16 protein-coding genes are annotated in these 15,467 nt (G+C 68.4%); all 16 read right to left on the bottom strand.

Annotation, left to right across the window (positions count from 1 at the left end):
• Positions 1 to 9: 9 nt before the first annotated feature.
• Positions 10 to 894 (bottom strand): phage distal tail protein, encoded by an 885-nt coding sequence (locus tag AC5WRL_RS16755; protein ID WP_496089340.1) that lies wholly within the window; start codon positions 892 to 894, stop codon positions 10 to 12.
• Positions 891 to 5,864, bottom strand: a complete 4,974-nt coding sequence (locus AC5WRL_RS16750; protein WP_496089339.1) for a phage tail tape measure protein — start codon at positions 5,862 to 5,864, stop codon at positions 891 to 893. Before AC5WRL_RS16750 ends, AC5WRL_RS16755 begins: the two co-directional genes overlap by 4 nt.
• 5 nt (positions 5,865 to 5,869) lie before the next feature.
• Positions 5,870 to 6,127: a hypothetical protein gene (locus tag AC5WRL_RS16745; protein WP_496089338.1), complete on the bottom strand. Its 258-nt coding sequence runs from the start codon at positions 6,125 to 6,127 to the stop codon at positions 5,870 to 5,872.
• 95 nt (positions 6,128 to 6,222) lie between these two features.
• On the bottom strand, positions 6,223 to 6,768 hold the full coding sequence (locus AC5WRL_RS16740; RefSeq protein WP_496089337.1) for a hypothetical protein: 546 nt from the start codon (positions 6,766 to 6,768) through the stop codon (positions 6,223 to 6,225).
• Positions 6,765 to 7,340 (bottom strand): phage tail tube protein, encoded by a 576-nt coding sequence (locus AC5WRL_RS16735; RefSeq protein ID WP_496089336.1) that lies wholly within the window; start codon positions 7,338 to 7,340, stop codon positions 6,765 to 6,767. The genes AC5WRL_RS16740 and AC5WRL_RS16735 overlap by 4 nt, the downstream gene beginning before the upstream one ends.
• 65 nt (positions 7,341 to 7,405) lie before the next feature.
• Positions 7,406 to 7,813 carry a hypothetical protein gene (locus AC5WRL_RS16730; RefSeq protein WP_496089335.1) on the bottom strand — a complete coding sequence of 136 codons (408 nt, stop codon included), beginning with the start codon at positions 7,811 to 7,813 and terminating at the stop codon, positions 7,406 to 7,408.
• A 29-nt stretch (positions 7,814 to 7,842) separates the two neighbouring features.
• Positions 7,843 to 8,241, bottom strand: coding sequence for an HK97 gp10 family phage protein (locus AC5WRL_RS16725; RefSeq protein ID WP_496089334.1), 399 nt, complete (start codon positions 8,239 to 8,241; stop codon positions 7,843 to 7,845).
• Complete coding sequence (locus AC5WRL_RS16720) at positions 8,216 to 8,650, bottom strand: DUF6093 family protein (protein WP_496089333.1); 435 nt, start codon at positions 8,648 to 8,650, stop codon at positions 8,216 to 8,218. Before AC5WRL_RS16720 ends, AC5WRL_RS16725 begins: the two co-directional genes overlap by 26 nt.
• Complete coding sequence (locus tag AC5WRL_RS16715; RefSeq protein ID WP_496089332.1) at positions 8,640 to 9,026, bottom strand: hypothetical protein; 387 nt, start codon at positions 9,024 to 9,026, stop codon at positions 8,640 to 8,642. Before AC5WRL_RS16715 ends, AC5WRL_RS16720 begins: the two co-directional genes overlap by 11 nt.
• Positions 8,969 to 9,298, bottom strand: coding sequence for a hypothetical protein (locus AC5WRL_RS16710; protein ID WP_496089331.1), 330 nt, complete (start codon positions 9,296 to 9,298; stop codon positions 8,969 to 8,971). Before AC5WRL_RS16710 ends, AC5WRL_RS16715 begins: the two co-directional genes overlap by 58 nt.
• Before the next feature lie 226 nt (positions 9,299 to 9,524).
• Positions 9,525 to 10,574 (bottom strand): major capsid protein, encoded by a 1,050-nt coding sequence (locus AC5WRL_RS16705; RefSeq protein ID WP_496089330.1) that lies wholly within the window; start codon positions 10,572 to 10,574, stop codon positions 9,525 to 9,527.
• 12 nt (positions 10,575 to 10,586) lie between these two features.
• Positions 10,587 to 10,988, bottom strand: a complete 402-nt coding sequence (locus AC5WRL_RS16700; protein ID WP_496089329.1) for a head decoration protein — start codon at positions 10,986 to 10,988, stop codon at positions 10,587 to 10,589.
• Positions 10,989 to 11,105: 117 nt separating this feature from the next.
• Positions 11,106 to 11,711 (bottom strand): hypothetical protein, encoded by a 606-nt coding sequence (locus tag AC5WRL_RS16695; protein ID WP_496089328.1) that lies wholly within the window; start codon positions 11,709 to 11,711, stop codon positions 11,106 to 11,108.
• Positions 11,712 to 11,770: 59 nt separating this feature from the next.
• Positions 11,771 to 13,342 (bottom strand): hypothetical protein, encoded by a 1,572-nt coding sequence (locus tag AC5WRL_RS16690; protein WP_496089327.1) that lies wholly within the window; start codon positions 13,340 to 13,342, stop codon positions 11,771 to 11,773.
• 204 nt (positions 13,343 to 13,546) lie between these two features.
• On the bottom strand, positions 13,547 to 14,554 hold the full coding sequence (locus AC5WRL_RS16685; RefSeq protein WP_496089326.1) for a hypothetical protein: 1,008 nt from the start codon (positions 14,552 to 14,554) through the stop codon (positions 13,547 to 13,549).
• A gap of 232 nt (positions 14,555 to 14,786) precedes the next feature.
• Positions 14,787 to 15,434: a hypothetical protein gene (locus AC5WRL_RS16680; protein WP_496089325.1), complete on the bottom strand. Its 648-nt coding sequence runs from the start codon at positions 15,432 to 15,434 to the stop codon at positions 14,787 to 14,789.
• Between the last annotated feature and the right edge of the window lie 33 nt (positions 15,435 to 15,467).

Here is a 15,467-nt window from a genome sequence, read left to right as displayed (position 1 = left end):
TGCGGTTGTCTACAGAGCTGAGTACGCGGACCGCCAGGTGATCGAGAGCCTGGTGTCCGCCGTGTGGTCGCGAGCCGTCCACCACACCTCGCTGGTTCCGGCAGGGAGGATGAAGTCATCGAGGCGGGAAGCCGGGGAGAGAGCGGTTGCGAGACTGCCCGTGCCGTTGAGCAGCACCCATCGGGTACCGGGCCGCGTTTCGATATCGACGTACTCGCCCCGGCCGATAGTGGCGGCCAGCTCGATCGGCTTGCCGGTTTCGACGTGCCGGATCCGCGGGTTGCTGCAGGGGCCGGTGATCCGCAGGGACGGCCACGCGGGGCGGTTACCGTCGTTGTGGACCCAGCCACGGCGTTCGTCGGGGATGGCCACGCCTGTGGTGACCGGGGCAACGATGGGAGCACGCAGACCCCCCAGTCCCGCGGCCGACAGGGGCAAGTGCAGGCTGTTCTCCGTGTCCGCATGGAAGCGGGGGTCGTGGGCGGTGAAGGTGATGCTGATGGGTATCCACCCGTGGACCAGGTCCTTGAGGCTTGCGGGCTTCACTTCGCGGAGCCGCCCGTGGAGCCGTTTGGCGGGGCGCCCGGGCAGCGCGATGCGCAGCACGGAGTGGGCGCCGGGAACGGTCCGGACGCCGGGGTCGTCAGCAGCAGACTGAAGCCGTGCCAGGAGGTCCAGGGCTGCCTGGGGTGAGCCGGGAGTCCGGATGCCGGCTTCGATGGTGATGGGACGCGCCTCGTACAGGTCCGATCCGGCGAACGCCCCATCGTCATGGGGGATGTCCACGTCCTGAGAGCGAACCGGCGCGGACCCCACCCCGTCGACGTCTCCCACCGGGATATCCGTTCCCAGGCCGAGCATGACGCCCGCGATCTCGATCTGCCACGGGATCACGACAGCCTCCCGCCCCGCTGTGCCGTACGCAGCCGGCGGATCACCTCGGTGCCGATCTGCTCGGGCGTGGCACTGCTTCCGCTGACCGTGATGTTCACGGCGCCCACCAGCGGCTGCCGCTCGCGCACCACAACGACCGGGGCCGCAGGTCTCGCATCCACCACCTGCGTCACCGTGGTGGGGGCCGGGGCCGGGCCGAGAGTCAGACCGAACCGACCGGCGACATGGCCCAGCACTGCGGTGGCCGCAGGTCTCTTCGACGTCCCCAGGGGGATGTACGCCTCTCCCCCGGTCTCGGGCTCGGCGAACTTGATGCGTGTGCCGCGGTAGATTCCCGGCTCCCAGATGCCGCCTTGGGCGTAGGCGAGCCCCTTGTTCGCCTTGGCCAGGTCAGCGAGGAAGCGTTCGGCGCGGGCGCCCAGGGTGCTGGAGAGCCGGATACCCGCTGCGTTGGCGACCTCGATGATGCGGTCCTCGCCCAGCCCGGTGGCGTCGGCGACCGCGTGGATCCCCACCGTCTTGCCGGTGATGGCGCCGATGACGGCGACAAGGTCGGTCAGCACGCCGGTGGACAGGGTCTGCGCAGCGGATCGGGCGGCGGCATTGGCTTGCTTGGCCTTGGCGTTGTCCTTGACGGCCTGGGCTGCGAGGTCTTCGGCATCGGTGTCGCCCTGTTCGGCGAGCATCGCGGCAAGATCGGTGTAGCCGAGCGACGCAAGCTTCGCCAGGTTCGACTCGAACGCCTTCTGATCCTTGACCGCGCCCTGGAGCTGCCGCGTGAACTCGCTGAGCGACGCGCGGGCGGTGGAGGCCAGCTTCTCCAGGTCTTTGGCCATCTTGTTCAGGTAAGACGCGGACCCGGACGCCATCTTGCGGGCCAGGGCCACCCCGTCCTCGCCCATCGCTTCGAGCGCGTCCGCGACTCCCTGGCCGGCCTTCTGGGCAATGGTCTCCAGGTCTTTCCGCCACTGCTGCGCGGTCTTGATGGACGAGGTCAGGTTCTTGGTGAACAGACTCAGAGAGAAGTCGCCGTTCTTGTTCCGGGAGTTGGCGGCGACGGACACCGTGTTCGCGAGCTGCGGCGGCTGGTAACGCCAGTTCGTCAGGCCCCCGTCGGCGTACCATTCGACGTTCCCGCCGAGCCGTCGCACGGTCTCCGCTGCGATGGCCCGTGAACGGGGCCGCTTGGAGTACGCCAGCGGGATGTATGCCTCTCCCCCGGTCTCCGGTTCCGCCCACACCCGCCAGGCTCCCGGGCGGGCGATCTGCGCCACGTGGTTCTCGATGCCGCCGGCGGCGTAGCGCCGCAGGTCCGCGCGGCGGTAGAGATCGATGCCGCCTTGTGCCCGGGTGTACTGGTAGCCGTCGATGTACGTGGGGCGACCGGCAGAGTTCCGCACGATCGTCTCGTTGACCGTGACCGTGACCGTTTTGCCGGTGACCCTGTTGATCGCCTGTTGGATCGTGCTGACGGCGGTGGTCGCTCCTGTCGTGGGGACGGTGATCTCGACCGTACGGTCATCGATGTCACGGATGGAGAAGCCCAGCCGCTGCAGCTCCTCACGGGCCTGGGCGGTCGGCGCCTGCATCACCACGGTCTTCGCATCCGGAGTCGCCTGCAGCTCGGCCTGAAGCAGCTGCAACGAGGCGATGGCCGCGTATTCGGGGGCGGTCAGCGACACGTGGTGGTCCTGCGGCATCGCAACCAGCGCGTCCACAAGGAGGCCAAGTTCGAGGAGAGCGGCCTCGGTGGGCGCGGAGATGCTGATCTCCCGGGTGCCGGGGATGGTCTCTACCGTGAAGCCCAGCTCCTCCAGGTCGACCTGTGCCTCCTCGGTCAGCGAGTCCACGCGGATGGAAGTCTCCCCGGGCAGACGGCTGAACTCGGCCTGGACTGCCAGCAGTCCGGCAAGGGCCACGTCAAGGCCCTCGGTCTGCAGAAGGATCGACACGGCCTGCGGGAGGAGTCCCAGGCTGTCCGCGACGCCTTCGGCCTGTTCGCGGGTGAGGCCGTAGGCCATGGCGGCGTCCACCGCCGCGCCCCGGGCGCCTTCCATCTCGTTGCGGGCTGCCTCCAAGGCTTCGCGCAGCGGATCTCCGTTCTGCTGCGCCAGCCCGTAGGCGGCCATGCTCGCGTCAGCCGCGGCATCGGACAGGGAGGTGAGCTGGTCATACAGCTGTTGGCCGTTGCGGGTCACGGTGCTGAGCGCGCCGACGTTGTTGAGCAGTTCCTGGCCGAAGCCGGCCGCCTCATCGATGCCTCGCTCGTGGGCCTCGTTGAGGGACAGCACCGCGGCGTTCACTCTCGCCTGGGCTGCCTGGTAGGACAGGGTTCCACCGGAGAGCAGGTCCAGGGCGTCGCGGAGGGCCCGGGTGCGCCGGTCCGCGTCGCTGGTCGTGTCGGCGAGTTCTCCGACCGCGGCGGTCAGCCGGCTGTAGGCGCTCGTGCCGCCCGCGCGGCTCGTGGCGGAGTCGAGGTCGAGGACCGCCTGGCGGGCGGCGTCGAACTCACCGGCCATGGCTTCCAGGGCATCCGCGGCCTGGTGGTAGACGATGATGCGTCCGTGGGAGTCAGCTAGGTAGGGGACGTCGGAGTGGGAGTTGTCCAGCTCGCGCATCCTGTCGGCCAGGGCCTCGACGCTGTCGCCCTGGCCGAGGTAGGCGTCGGTGACGTCCCGGAGGGTGTATCCGACCTCGGACATGATGTCCATCAGGGCCAGTCCGCTGTCGCCGAGCTTCTGCTCCTGGATCGTTCGCGCGGCGAGGGACCGCACACTCCCGTCGATCGCGCCACCGGAGTCCTGGAGCGCGCTGGTCAGCGAAGCGATGCGATCACGGTGTTCAGCGGCGGCCCGGGCGGCTTGCTGCTGCTGCGCGGCGAGCAGCCCCAGGCCCACGGCGGCGCCCGCCAGGGCCATCCCCCAGGGTCCGCCCATCGCTGCGACCAGACCCCGCGCCGCTCCCTGGAGGCCGACCCCGACCGCGCTGGCTGCTCCTCGAACCGAGCCCGCGAAGCCGTCGGCGCTGGACTGTCCGGAGCGGAATGCTGCCGTCATCTGCCCCAGCACCGGCACGCGGGTCTGGAGGGTGGCCCACGCGGCGCCCATGGTGCCGATCGCGTGTTCGGACTGGCGGGCGAGCTGTTGCTGCACACGCATGTGGTCGGCGTATCCGCGCCAGGCAGAGACGAGGGGCCCCGAGACAGTGGACGCGAGACCGGAGAGGACCGGCAGTACGCGCCGCGACAGCAGCATGGCCGCGATGGCGATCTGTACGGGGCCCGGCAGAGCGCCGAAGCCGCCGACGATAGCCCCGAGCGCTGCACCGGCGGGGACGAGGACGGTGGACAGCCCAGCCACTACTGAGGTCGCCGTGCCCAAGAGGGTGGTCGTGATGCCGATCGCCAACGACAGTGCACCGGATTCCGCGGCGAGGTCGCCGACCGCGGCGACCACCGGCTCCATGCCGTCTGCCAGATTGGCCAGCACCGTGATGCCCGCTTCGCCAACGGTCAGCAGCAGACCGAGCCCTGACGCGAGCGTGTGTTCGCCCAGTGCCATCAGCGGCCCGAGAAGCCGCTTCAGCTCGTTCCGGAGCCCGCCCAGACCGGCCGCGGCTCGTTCCCGAAGTGCTGGGCCGAAGATGGTCGCCAGGTCCCGGCCGTACTCGATGGCGGCGGTGATGCGGGGGGTACCTGATGCGAGGCCCCCGGTAAGCAGTCTGACGACGCGTTCCAGGCCCGGCGCCAACGCGTCGTACACCGCGAGTCCGGTCTGGCGTGCCTGGGTGCGGATCTGCGCGAGGGCACCGACGAGTCCCTGCCCGCGCGCCGCGGTGATGTCCGCTGCGGTCCCCTGACGGTGCAATGCCAGCGAGAGGTCATCGAAGCTGTCTACGCCCTGATGGGCCAGGGCGTTGACGCTGGCCAGCGCGTAGTTGCCGAAGGCCATCGTGCTGGCGGCCAGGAATTCCTGCTCGCTCAGGTCGTGCATGGCGTGCTGCAGGCCCTCGATGACCACGCGCATGCCGAGGAACTTGCCCTCGGCGTCCCACGCTTCGATGCCCAGCTGCTTCAGGCCCTCCACCATCCTCGGGGTGGGCGTCGCCAAGTTGGTGAACACGCGCCGCAGTGATGTTCCTGCGGTCTCGCCCACGATGCCCGAGCGGTGGAGCATTCCGACTGCTGCGGCCACATCCTCGATGGGGACCTTCAGGCCGGCGGCGACAGGCCCGACGTACTTCATCGCGTAGTAGATGTCGATGATCTCGCCGCTGGCGCTCGTGGCAGTGGCGGCCAGGACATCGGCCGCCCGGCCGGCTTGGTCGGCGCCGAGGGTGAACTGGTCCATGATGTCGCCCAGGTAGCGGGCGGAGTCAGCGGCGCTGAGGTGGCCGGCGGAGGCGAGGGCGAGGGACGCACGCGACGCGTCGATCGCCTGATCCGTGCGGAGCCCCGCCTTGGCCAGTTCCACCATGGCCTCGGCCGCGTCAGCTGCGGTGGCCTGCGGCAGCTTCAGGTCGTTGCCCAGCTGGGTGGCCACCCAGCTGGCCCGCTGCATCTGGTCAGCGGTCGCCGTGGTGACGGCTTGGAAGGCGTTGAGGCCGTTCTGGAAGCGGTTGCCTTCCGCGAACATCTCACGGCCGAGCATGAACGTGCCGCCGACTGCGGCGAGGCGGTGCAGTCCGCCCAGGTCGCCCGTCAGCCCCTGGACCGAGCGGCGCAGCGCGCCGTACTCCTTGGCGCCCTCCCGGGCGGCGTTCCGCATGCCCCGGCCGGTTTGTGAAGCGCGGACGTCCAGACGGCCCAGCAGCCGGAACGTCTGATCAGCGTCCGAAGTCAGCCGGTTGAAGCCGCCGGCTGTGCTGCGGGTATGGAGCCCGAGAGCGCGTGCTTCCTTCGACGCGGCGCGGAAGCCGCGGACAAGGTCAGCGTGCCGGGCCTGCATCTGCACGACGAGACTGAGTTGCACCTCGGCTACTCGCTCTCGCTGTGCAGTGCGGCGTACACCTGGCGGGGCCGCAGCGCGATCTTCACGCCGTAGCCGGGGCGGCCTTCAGGAACCGTGTCGCGTTCCTGGGCGATGCGCTCGCAGCCCGGGCAGCGGATCGTGTCGGCGATGTAGGCGTCCCGCTCGCCGCCGAGGTCGGGTTGCCACTCGTGCTGACGGGTTCCGCACTCACCGCAGGTCGACTGCGTCCACTCCAGCCAGGCCAGGGCCTTGGCCCGGTCCAACGGCGTCCATGGTCTGGTGCTCCCCAGGAACTGGCTGTGGGGGATCCCGAACCGGTGACACAGCTCCAGTTCGGCGCGCAGCTGGGGGTCGGACCTCAGCCTTTTCCCAGGTCAGCCTTGTATGCCCTCGTCTCCTGCTGGACCTGCCAGGCCGTTTCCCACAGGGCATTCGCGTCGGCCGAGGACCATGCAGCCAGGAACTCCGTGGCTTCCTCGACGGTCATCCCGTCGACGGAGGAGGCGGATATGAGCGCGGCGGGGAAGGTATCGGAGTTGAACACCGCGCCGTCCTGGGCCTGCTTTTCGTTCGGGGGGTGTTCGGCGACCAGCTCCTCCATCTGCGGCCGGGGCAGAGCACGGAAGGTCAGCTCGACGTATGCTCTGGCGGCTTCTGCCTGGGCGGCGTCCAGGCGCTCTTCGGCCTTGCGCAGAGCGGCGGCGATGGTGTCGTCCGCCGGGGATGCCTCTGCGAGGATCCGCGCCCGGGCGTGAGTCCGGCGGGCGGCTTCGACGGTCTCATGTGCCGAGGTGTCGTCCCACAGGTGCAGGCGTGCCTCGGCGAGTGTCCGCTTGCGTAGGCGGCTGACCGTCTTCGCCCAGCCGCCCGCCTCAGCAGTCTTCGTGGTTCGGGTTCCGGTCACAGTTCGCCACCGTCCTCGACGCCGCCGTCCTGGCCGCCGCCGTCGTCACCACCTCCACCCCCACCACCACCGCCGTCTCCGCCCCCGCCGGCAGCAGGAGGGACAGTCCGGTCCAGACCGGGCGGTGAGGTGATGGTGAACATCACCTGGAACTTCGCCGGTTCGTTGCCGGTGCTGTACTGGGCGGAGCGAGAGGCGACCTGGGCGGAGAAGCAGTCCATCGACTGTGAGCCGGGCTTGTCGCCCTTGCGGAGGAAGACGACGAAGCCGCGCGCGCCCTTGGGCAGCAGCGTCTCGATTTCCTCGGACTCCTCGTCCTCGTAGAAGGAGATGGAGCTGTTCTCCGCAGAGTCACCCCCGGGGATCGAGGAAGCGAACGTCGAGGCCATGTCCGGCGTCTCGATCGCCTCGTTCGTCAGCGACCAGCCCTCGACATCGGAGACCGCATCCGTGATGTCGACCGCGTTCGGTTCGGTCAGTTCCGGTCGGGTGGGAGCCAGCTCCGGAGAAGCGACGGAGGTGAGCCAGTAGATTCGCGTGACGCCGCGCCGCATGAAGCGCTTCTGAGCCACGGGCACTCCTAAGGGGTGCACGCCCGGCGTAGCGGGGCGTCCGCGTGGCTCCGCGGTGAGAGAAGTCAGTCAGCGGTCGCACACAGGGTGAACCGCTGTACGTACGTAACGATACTCCTCTGCGATCCCTCGACTGGTTCCCCGGCACCGTCGACGGTCAACTCCCGGTCGATGACCCGCTGCCCCGGCACGATCAACGGGACAGCCCATCCGGCGCCAGATCGCCCGACAACGACTTCGCGGATGCGGTCGGCGAGCCACTCCACCTGGTCCGCGCGGTCTCCGACGCTGGTCACCTGGTACGTCCACAGCACATCGGCGTGCCAGTCGGCGAAGCCAGGCCCGGTGAACGCCGCTGCGGGCAGACTGTCGAGAACGGTGTACGGAGGAGCGGCCGGGGCGCCATGTTCGTTCGCTGGGAGGGCTGACCAGCCGCAGAGGCGGCCGGTTCTCTCCTCGAACAGGTCGATCAAGGCCCGGGTGAGAGGGAGTCGGGGCGGAGTCATCGCAGCAGCCCTGCGCGCAGGGCCTCCAGGTACGCCGGCTGGGTGCGCTGGAACGCTGGCTCGATGTGCGGGTACGGGGGCTGCCGGTAGTGGCGGCCGATCCGGTCGGTGCCGAAGAACCCGTACTCCAGGCGCCGCCACTGAGGGGCATCGGTCGTGACGACGGCCGTCACGGAACCGGCGGCTTGTTCTACGGCCACCCGCCAAGAAGCCCGGTAGGTGCCGGTGATCACCCGTGGCCCTGGGCGTCCCGAGGCGTTGGCCTGGATCCGTACGCGCAGCAGCATCGCGTGGTGGCGGGTGATAGCTCCGGTCCGGGCCCGCACGGCGGGTCCCATGCGGGCCAGCTCGGCGGACAGGGCGATGGGGTCACGGAAGGTGCGGGGAACGTCCATCGATCCTCTCCAGCCGCACCACGCGGACCACGGCGAAGGTACTCAAGGTGGCGTCGCCGACACGGAACCGGCAACCCACGATCTGCGGGTCACGCGGGCCCTCCTCGCGGGAAGATCCGGTGACCGTGATGACGGTGTCGCGGTCCATCTGCGGCGCGTCCAGGGGCAGCAGCCCGACGAACATCGTGCCCGCCGGAACGGTGGCCACGGCTCCGTTCACCGGCGGTGTCAGCGCTGGGCGCCCGGAAGGGAGAACTGCCGCCGCTCCCTCCCACACGAGCCTCCCAGGTGCGGGGACGAGGGCACCGGTGCTCTCGTCAAGCTCCTCACCGCTTGGGCGGCGAGCCTCGACCAGGTCATCGAGCATGTTCTCGATGACCCTGCGGGCACCGCTGAGGTTAATCGCCACGCGCCCACTCCCCCAGTTGCCGCAGGAGCGCGCTGGTCATCCCGTAGGGGCGGCCGTCCAGATCCATACGTGCCAGGCCAGCGCGCTCCAGTTCTCCGGGATCGATGGCGTCAAGGAACTCGGCGGCGGCCTCACCCGGGTCCGGCGGGCGGCCCACGACGACTTCGGCCAGGCCCTCGAAGTGGATGTCCGGGCTTCCCGGCACGATCGTGACCAGAGGAACATCGCCTGCGTGTTCGATGCTGAACCCGGCAAGCCGCTGTCCCACCTCCTGCCCGTCGATGATGACGCTGGCGCAGTCGTCGCTGACACGGATGGTCACCGGAAGCGTCGCGATGGGCGCAGCCGCGTCGTCCTCAGCGTCTGTTCGTCGCATGGCGCTTCCTCGTCCTCTCCGGGTGCTGTTCCCTGGGCAATGTGGGAAATGACTCGCTCGATGCCTCGCAGGTTCTCGCTGTGGTCGGTCGTGACGACACCGTCCACCGTGATCCGCAGCGGGTCGGCGAGAAGGGCGGCCCGGCGCTCGGCCAGGACCTCAAGAGCAACGGCCCTGGCCGACCCAAGGCGTTGATACCTCACTTCGAGGTCCGCCACGTCGGTCCCGGATCCAAGCTGGGCCAGGAGCCAGGACCGCTCCACCGGCGTCATCAGTCGTTACCCGGGTTCCGTGTGCGGCGGCGCCCCCGTACGGCGGGCTCGGTCGGCTCTGGCTCCGCTTCGCCGCCGATCGGGGCCTCTTCCCAGGCTCCGGGGTGGGTGATTCGGGCGGCGACGTGGGACGGCGGGGTGGATCCCGGAAGCAGCACGAGCGTCTCGTGGCTGTCGGGGTCGACCGTGTGGACAGCGCGTGCGAGGCGCCGAGCGGTACGGGGCATCACAGCACCGTCGCCGAGATGTGGATGTCCGGCACATACAGCACGGGCATGGCCACCGCGCTGACCTTGGTCCACACCTGCACGGGGTCGTCCTGGTAGCCGTGGGTCACCACGATGCCGGGGGCGTCCTCCCGCAGGATCGCCGGGTTGGTGCCGCTGGACAGCAGCAGTGCCTCGGCGGTCACGCCGTACTGTGTCTCGGCCCATGAGCGGGGGTTGGGCGGGAGCATCAGCCACCGGTTCTCCGGGAGCACCCGCTGGTGACTGTCGTCGACCGATATCTGCACGTCATAGACGGTGATCGGCGGCAGGTTGTAGCGGCTGCGCACGACATCGACCTCGTTCGGGGCGAGAACAGCCGTGGGCGTAGTCGACCCGTTGACGCTGCCGTAGTACGCGGCTCGGTAGGCGTTGTTCGCGGCGAGGGTCGCGCGGGCCTTGTAGGAGGTGATGACGCGTGCCGGCATGGGCGCGCCGATGGACCGCAGGTACTCGATCCACCTCAGTTCGTCGGCGATCGGGTCGCTGGCGGGGTCCGACCACGGCACCGGTGCCACGGGCATGTTGGCGGAGGGGACTCCGAAGTCGGCTTCGAGATGGAGGTCGTTCTCGCCCCGCAGCGTGAACTTCCCGTCCACCAGAAGGTCGCCCGCTGCGAGTTCCATCCGGCTGCGGACGGACTCCACATGGCGCTCGATGTCGTCGTACAGCAGCTCGATGAACGCCGAGTCGTCAGCTCCCCGGGATGTGTCGTGGAGGATCTGCTCAAGCTCGCCGACCATCAGCCGCTGACCCAGCGGGGGCAGCATGCCTTCGGTGATGATGCGCTGTGCCTGCCGGGTGGCGATCGAGGTCTGTGCGTCGTAGGCCCGGAACTTGGCCGCGTTCACCCGGCGCCGGCTGTCGCGGATGCGGAACTTCACCGAGTGCAGCGTCCGCTCCGGCACGACGGCCGCGGTGAGTTCGTAGTCCTCGGGGCTGGGTATCGCCCGGACGAACGCGTGGATGTCCTCGGCGCGGGTATCACGCAGCAGTACGTCCAACGTCATGGTCGTGTCCTTTCAGATGAACGTGATGTGTGCACTGGAGTCGGTGATGGCGGAAGGGTCGAGCCCGCCGGGCACGTGAGCGGTAGCGACGACGCCGTGCCACAGGAGGGCGGCCCCCGCCCTGGCGGAGTCGGGGGCGAACGCCACTTCGGCGAGCAGCATCCCGGTGAAGCGGCTGCGGCCGTCTTCAGCCTCTGGGTCCCAGGGGCCGAACAGCGAGGTCTCGGTGACTTGGCCCAGCGGAATTCCGGACAGCAGGAAGGACCGCAGGCTGCCGGCGCGCCGGTAGTCGACGCTGGTGAACAGGGTGAGGTCGAGCGTGATGCTGAGCGGGGCGTCCAGGCCGTGCCGCGCGGCCAGCCATCTGCGGTCGGCGGTGACGCTTTCGTCTGTGCGTATCAGGTGCAGGTCCATACCGATCTCCAACTGTGGCGGCTGTCAGGTGATGCAGCCGTCCGCGTAGATGGCGCGGTCCAGAAATGCGGTGGCGTTACCGGAAGGGCCTCGATGAGGCGATCTGCGGCTGACCGGTCATGTCTTCAGAAAGCCGCGCCGACGCGCCATGTCTCGTCCGGCGTCCCCAGGGGAAGCCGGACTACTGGTACGCGGCGGAGGGCCGCCCACGGGGCCGCCGGCCGGAGCCGGCTTGACGCTGTCGCTCCTGAACCAGTTGGGCCGCCGCTCGGCGATCTTCTTCGCCGTCTCCTTCACTTCCTCGGGCGTGGCGCTCTCGCCGACCGCGTCGTTGAGGAGTGTCAGCGCGTCGGCCGCGTCCTGGGAGGAGACTCCGAGGTCCAGCAGAGCCTTCTGCCGCTCGGCAACGCTCTCTCTGCGGGCGACGCTCGCCTCGCGCTGCTCCAAGTCGGCGAGCCGGGCCCGGTTATCGGTCTCGGCCTGCCGGCTGCTGGTGACGAATCCGGTCAGGGCCTCGGCGCTGTCGAAGCCGAGCCCTTCCACGAATTCCCTTATGCCCGCACGACGTCCTTGGGCCTTCTCCCGTGTCAGCTTCCTGCCCAGTTCGTCCTGGGAGATGGTGAGCACCTCGGCCTCGGGCGGGGTGTCCTGCGAGCCGCCGCGGATGGGCCAGATCGGGCGGCCGTCACGGCGGTATCCCACGGGGGTGTTGCGGCGGACCATCAATGGTCACCTCTACGGTTCACTGCGCCCCCGCGCCGGGGCACAGTTTACGCACAGGGTCAAGATTCCGAAGCGTGGCGGCCCCGCCTGATGAGTGCGGTCTCGTCGGAGACGGAGGTGATCGGGAAGCCGGCCTCGATGAGCATGCGCAGTCCGGTCTCCAGGGAGATGAGCCCGGCGTCCCAGGCGCGGGTGACATCGGTGAGTACGGATGAGCGGTCGGCCAGCGTGTGTGAGCCGAACGCCAACTTGACAACATGGCTGCGACCTTCGGGCCACTCCTCGGCCTGTCCTGCCTGGTAGAGGCGCTGAACCATGCGGAGCACGAGCTGGTACTTGTACTCGCGGGCAAGCCGCATCTGACCGATCAGGGACTCTAGCGGTGCGAGCGACAACGACAGGGCATACCCGGATGGCACCTCCGATGGGTCCAGGATGCCCAATCCGGCGGTGGTGAGCCGGGAATTCGAAGCGATGCGGTCTTGCAGGTGGGACGCCCTCGCCCGGAGTTCAGCGAGTTGCGGCGAGGTATCCAGGACATCCATGCTGCCGGACTCCCCCAGCTGCCATACCGTGCCGGCTTGGATGCGAAGCTGCTGGGGCTCTCCGGTGCGCGGGCTGACCGGGAGTCGGGCCCCGGCGAGCCCGATGATAGGGCTGCCCGTGGTTGCGGACGCGGCCGAGGCGTCGGAGTCGGTGGCGGCGAGTTCATCCAGACCTTGAAGGATCTTCGCGAGGAGAGGCTGCCCCCACGTTTCACCGGCGTCCGGGATCGTGTTGGTGAAGTGGATGACGGGCAGGAAGTCGATCATCAGATCGCGTCGGACGAGGGGGCGACCGTCAGCGGCGGTTCGGATGCGGGCGCGGTCGATGGGTAGGTTCTCCACGGTCTGCCCATGACGGATGTCCTCCAGCAGCCATTCCGCGTCGGTCAAGTAGCACGTCGTCCCGGAAGGCGTGGTCGGCGACCACGGGTAGCGGCGGGGGCCGTCCGGTGTGGGACCCAGTTCGTAGGTGATGCGCCTCAGCCTTGCTTTGATCCCCTTGTCGGGCTGGGCTGGAAGTTCCCAGGCGAGGTGAATACGGGAGGAGAACTCCTCGTAGCTGTTGTCGTCGAACTCGGGGAAATAGAAGCCGGGGTCGTACACCCGCATGCGGGGACGGCCGCGCAGCGGGTCCCAGGCCAGGAGCACCACCCCATCACCCAGCCGCACGGTTGTGCGTTCCAGTTGCTGGAGCTTCAGCGGCACGAGTTCGGCCTCCGCCCACTCCCGCAGGCCCTCCTGCACCGCAGCGGCACCCGTCGACGGTTCTCCGTCGTGCTGATCCGCTCCCGGCACAACAATCGTCTGCCCGGAGCCCAGGAGATGGCTGACAGCGGTGTCGATCAGCGCCGCCGGGTCCCCCAGCTCCCGCCGTTCAAGACCGTGGTCATCTCCGCGCGCTGCGGCGAACTGGCCGGCGGCGTTGTTGTCGTACGCGGCCATGATCTTGTAGGCGGCGAGACGCCTGACGCTGTCATCGGGAACCCAGGTTGCGCGCAGCTCCGGCAGCGACCGGCGAGGGTCACGCATGACCGACTTGTAGCCCAACCATGACCAGGCATCCAGCACGAGTTCACGAAGGCTCACCAAACTCCTCCACGTCCCCACGCCGGGACCACCGTATCCTCTTCGCTTCCGTGCGCAGGTCGCCACAAACTCGTGGAGGGCCCGCGCCGGAACGCGAGCCCTCCACTGACAAGTCCTTCACGGCCATCCATGGTCGGCGAGCGGGGACACCGGACGTACTGCCGGCCCCGCTACGCAATCAACCCAAAGATATTCCGGCGAACGTCACCACAGCAGTTTCGGACGCATGATGACAACCTGGCTCTCACGGCTGTCAGTGTGCAGCCAGGACTTGCCGAGCCGAGCAGTGCGGGCCAGCGCATCATCCACATCCTTTGCCGCCCAGGGCCCTTGCGTCAGCTCTTCCCGGAGGTCTCCGAAACTGAGAGTCGCCGCGTCACACCCCGCGATACGAACGAACGGCGCCTTCTCGGGTATCCCGCGGTGGAGGACTCCATCGTGGTCCTCCAGCAGATCGCCGCTCTGGTCATGGAGCCGGATGTGGATCTCCTTCCAGCCACAGACGCTGCAAGACCACGTCAGTTGACCCAGATGCATCTCGCTGCGCGGGTAGCTTCGCGCGCACCGGCAGGGAACCGGCAGCCAGATCAGGCTACGCTCCGGCCGGTCGATCACAACGGAGGGAGGCCAGTTACCCCGGTCCCCATAGACGGACTCGGCGTATGCATGCGCTTTGACAACGACGCTCGTCGTGAGCATCTGCCAGCCATCCTTACCCGAAAACTGGAACGGTCGGCCGTTGCTGTCGATGCGGCCCCAGGTACCCGGAGCCCCCCGCTGACTGTAGAGGGTCAGCCTCGTCGCCCCGTAGTACAGGCGGTCAACCTCCTCGAATATCCGCTCAACAGCCTCGTCGGCGGGGGGCGTCGCCGGGGCGGGGAGGGTGGCCTCAATGCCCTGGATGGTGTACTTGAGTGAGTGGAAGCCCGCGCGGACCAGAGCGGCAGCGATCTCGTCTCGGCTGGCGTCCCATTTGGCTCGGCCCTCTGAGGTGAGGTGACGGCTGCGGCCGACGAGCGATGTGTCCGCCTCAACAGTGACGATCACGATGAGGACCCGACCGCGCTTCTCATTGAGATCAGCAACGATGACAACGATCCCTTCACGCGCGGGATCCCACTCCTCAAAGCCTCCGGGAAGTGCCCGGTACACAGCCTCCTGGTTCGGTGAGTTGCACATTCCGAAGGGCGGAATTGCGGATTCGCTTGACATTTATTGTACTCCCTCTGCTAGTTCACGAATCATGCTTCGAACGGGACGGGCCCCAGCGAGCCCTAGGCGTGTCCATGCTTTCGAGCAGGCTCGCCCAGGAAGTGAGCCGGAGCGCGCACTGAGCCAAGGGGGAACCAAAGTGCGCCGCGAGCGACAGCCGGTTCCACCTCTTCCGTCCGGGGCGCCGGGCTTCGGTTGAGACGCCTCAAGGTGTATGGGCATAAAGCCGCCCTCAAACCTTCCGGCGAATCACCGTGGTGATACCGGAGACACTGCCGCGCTCATGCACTCCGTGCCGGGCAGCGCTCAGGACGGCGTAGTGCGTCGACCACTCCGACCAGCGCTCCACCTCCCGCAGATACCGGATGAAATCCCCGACGCGGAACGCCTTCCACTTGTAAGTGAACTGTGCGTCTTCGGGGATCCCCCGTTGCAGCAGACCACTGTGGGTCGCGATCCGGTCTCCCGTACCGTCCACGAGGTCGACCAGCCGGACTTCCTCCCCGCACCCGCACACCCAGGTCTTGCCACCGGGGCTCTCGCAGGGACGGAAGTAGCCGGCCAGACAGGGGCAGTGAACGGGTACCCACACCAAGTCCTTCATCGGCCGGTGGATGGAGACAACGGAGGGCCACGTCGACCTGGCCCCGTACTGCGCTTCCGCGTACCGGTGCGCAGCCTTCGCAATCCGCTCCAGGAGCACCGCGCACGTGTCACTGTCGGCACCGAGGAATATCCCGGGCAAGTTCGGATCGGGACTCAGCTGTGACGCTCCACCGAGGTTCCGAAGTACGACGCGCTCGGCCCCGTAGGTGATCCGGTCGCACAGGCGGAATACTTCATCCGCAGCGTCGGCGATGATTTGTCTTCTCTTTCGCATGATCTCGCTTCTGTTCCTCAGCCTGGACAGTGG

Source organism: Streptomyces sp. NTD107, from assembly GCF_059510435.1.
Note: the sequence above shows the minus strand (reverse complement) of the source record. Positions and strands in the feature narration are given on the sequence as shown.

Bases quoted from the DNA above. Each gene is read 5' to 3' on its own strand.
- AC5WRL_RS16685 (WP_496089326.1), bottom strand. From the start codon at position 14,554: ATGTCAAGCGAATCCGCAATTCCGCCCTTCGGAATGTGCAACTCACCG.
- AC5WRL_RS16715 (WP_496089332.1), bottom strand. From the start codon at position 9,026: ATGCGACGAACAGACGCTGAGGACGACGCGGCTGCGCCCATCGCGACG.
- AC5WRL_RS16680 (WP_496089325.1), bottom strand. From the start codon at position 15,434: ATGCGAAAGAGAAGACAAATCATCGCCGACGCTGCGGATGAAGTATTC.
- AC5WRL_RS16710 (WP_496089331.1), bottom strand. From the start codon at position 9,298: ATGACGCCGGTGGAGCGGTCCTGGCTCCTGGCCCAGCTTGGATCCGGG.
- AC5WRL_RS16695 (WP_496089328.1), bottom strand. From the start codon at position 11,711: ATGGTCCGCCGCAACACCCCCGTGGGATACCGCCGTGACGGCCGCCCG.
- AC5WRL_RS16705 (WP_496089330.1), bottom strand. From the start codon at position 10,574: ATGACGTTGGACGTACTGCTGCGTGATACCCGCGCCGAGGACATCCAC.
- AC5WRL_RS16725 (WP_496089334.1), bottom strand. From the start codon at position 8,241: ATGGACGTTCCCCGCACCTTCCGTGACCCCATCGCCCTGTCCGCCGAG.
- AC5WRL_RS16700 (WP_496089329.1), bottom strand. From the start codon at position 10,988: ATGGACCTGCACCTGATACGCACAGACGAAAGCGTCACCGCCGACCGC.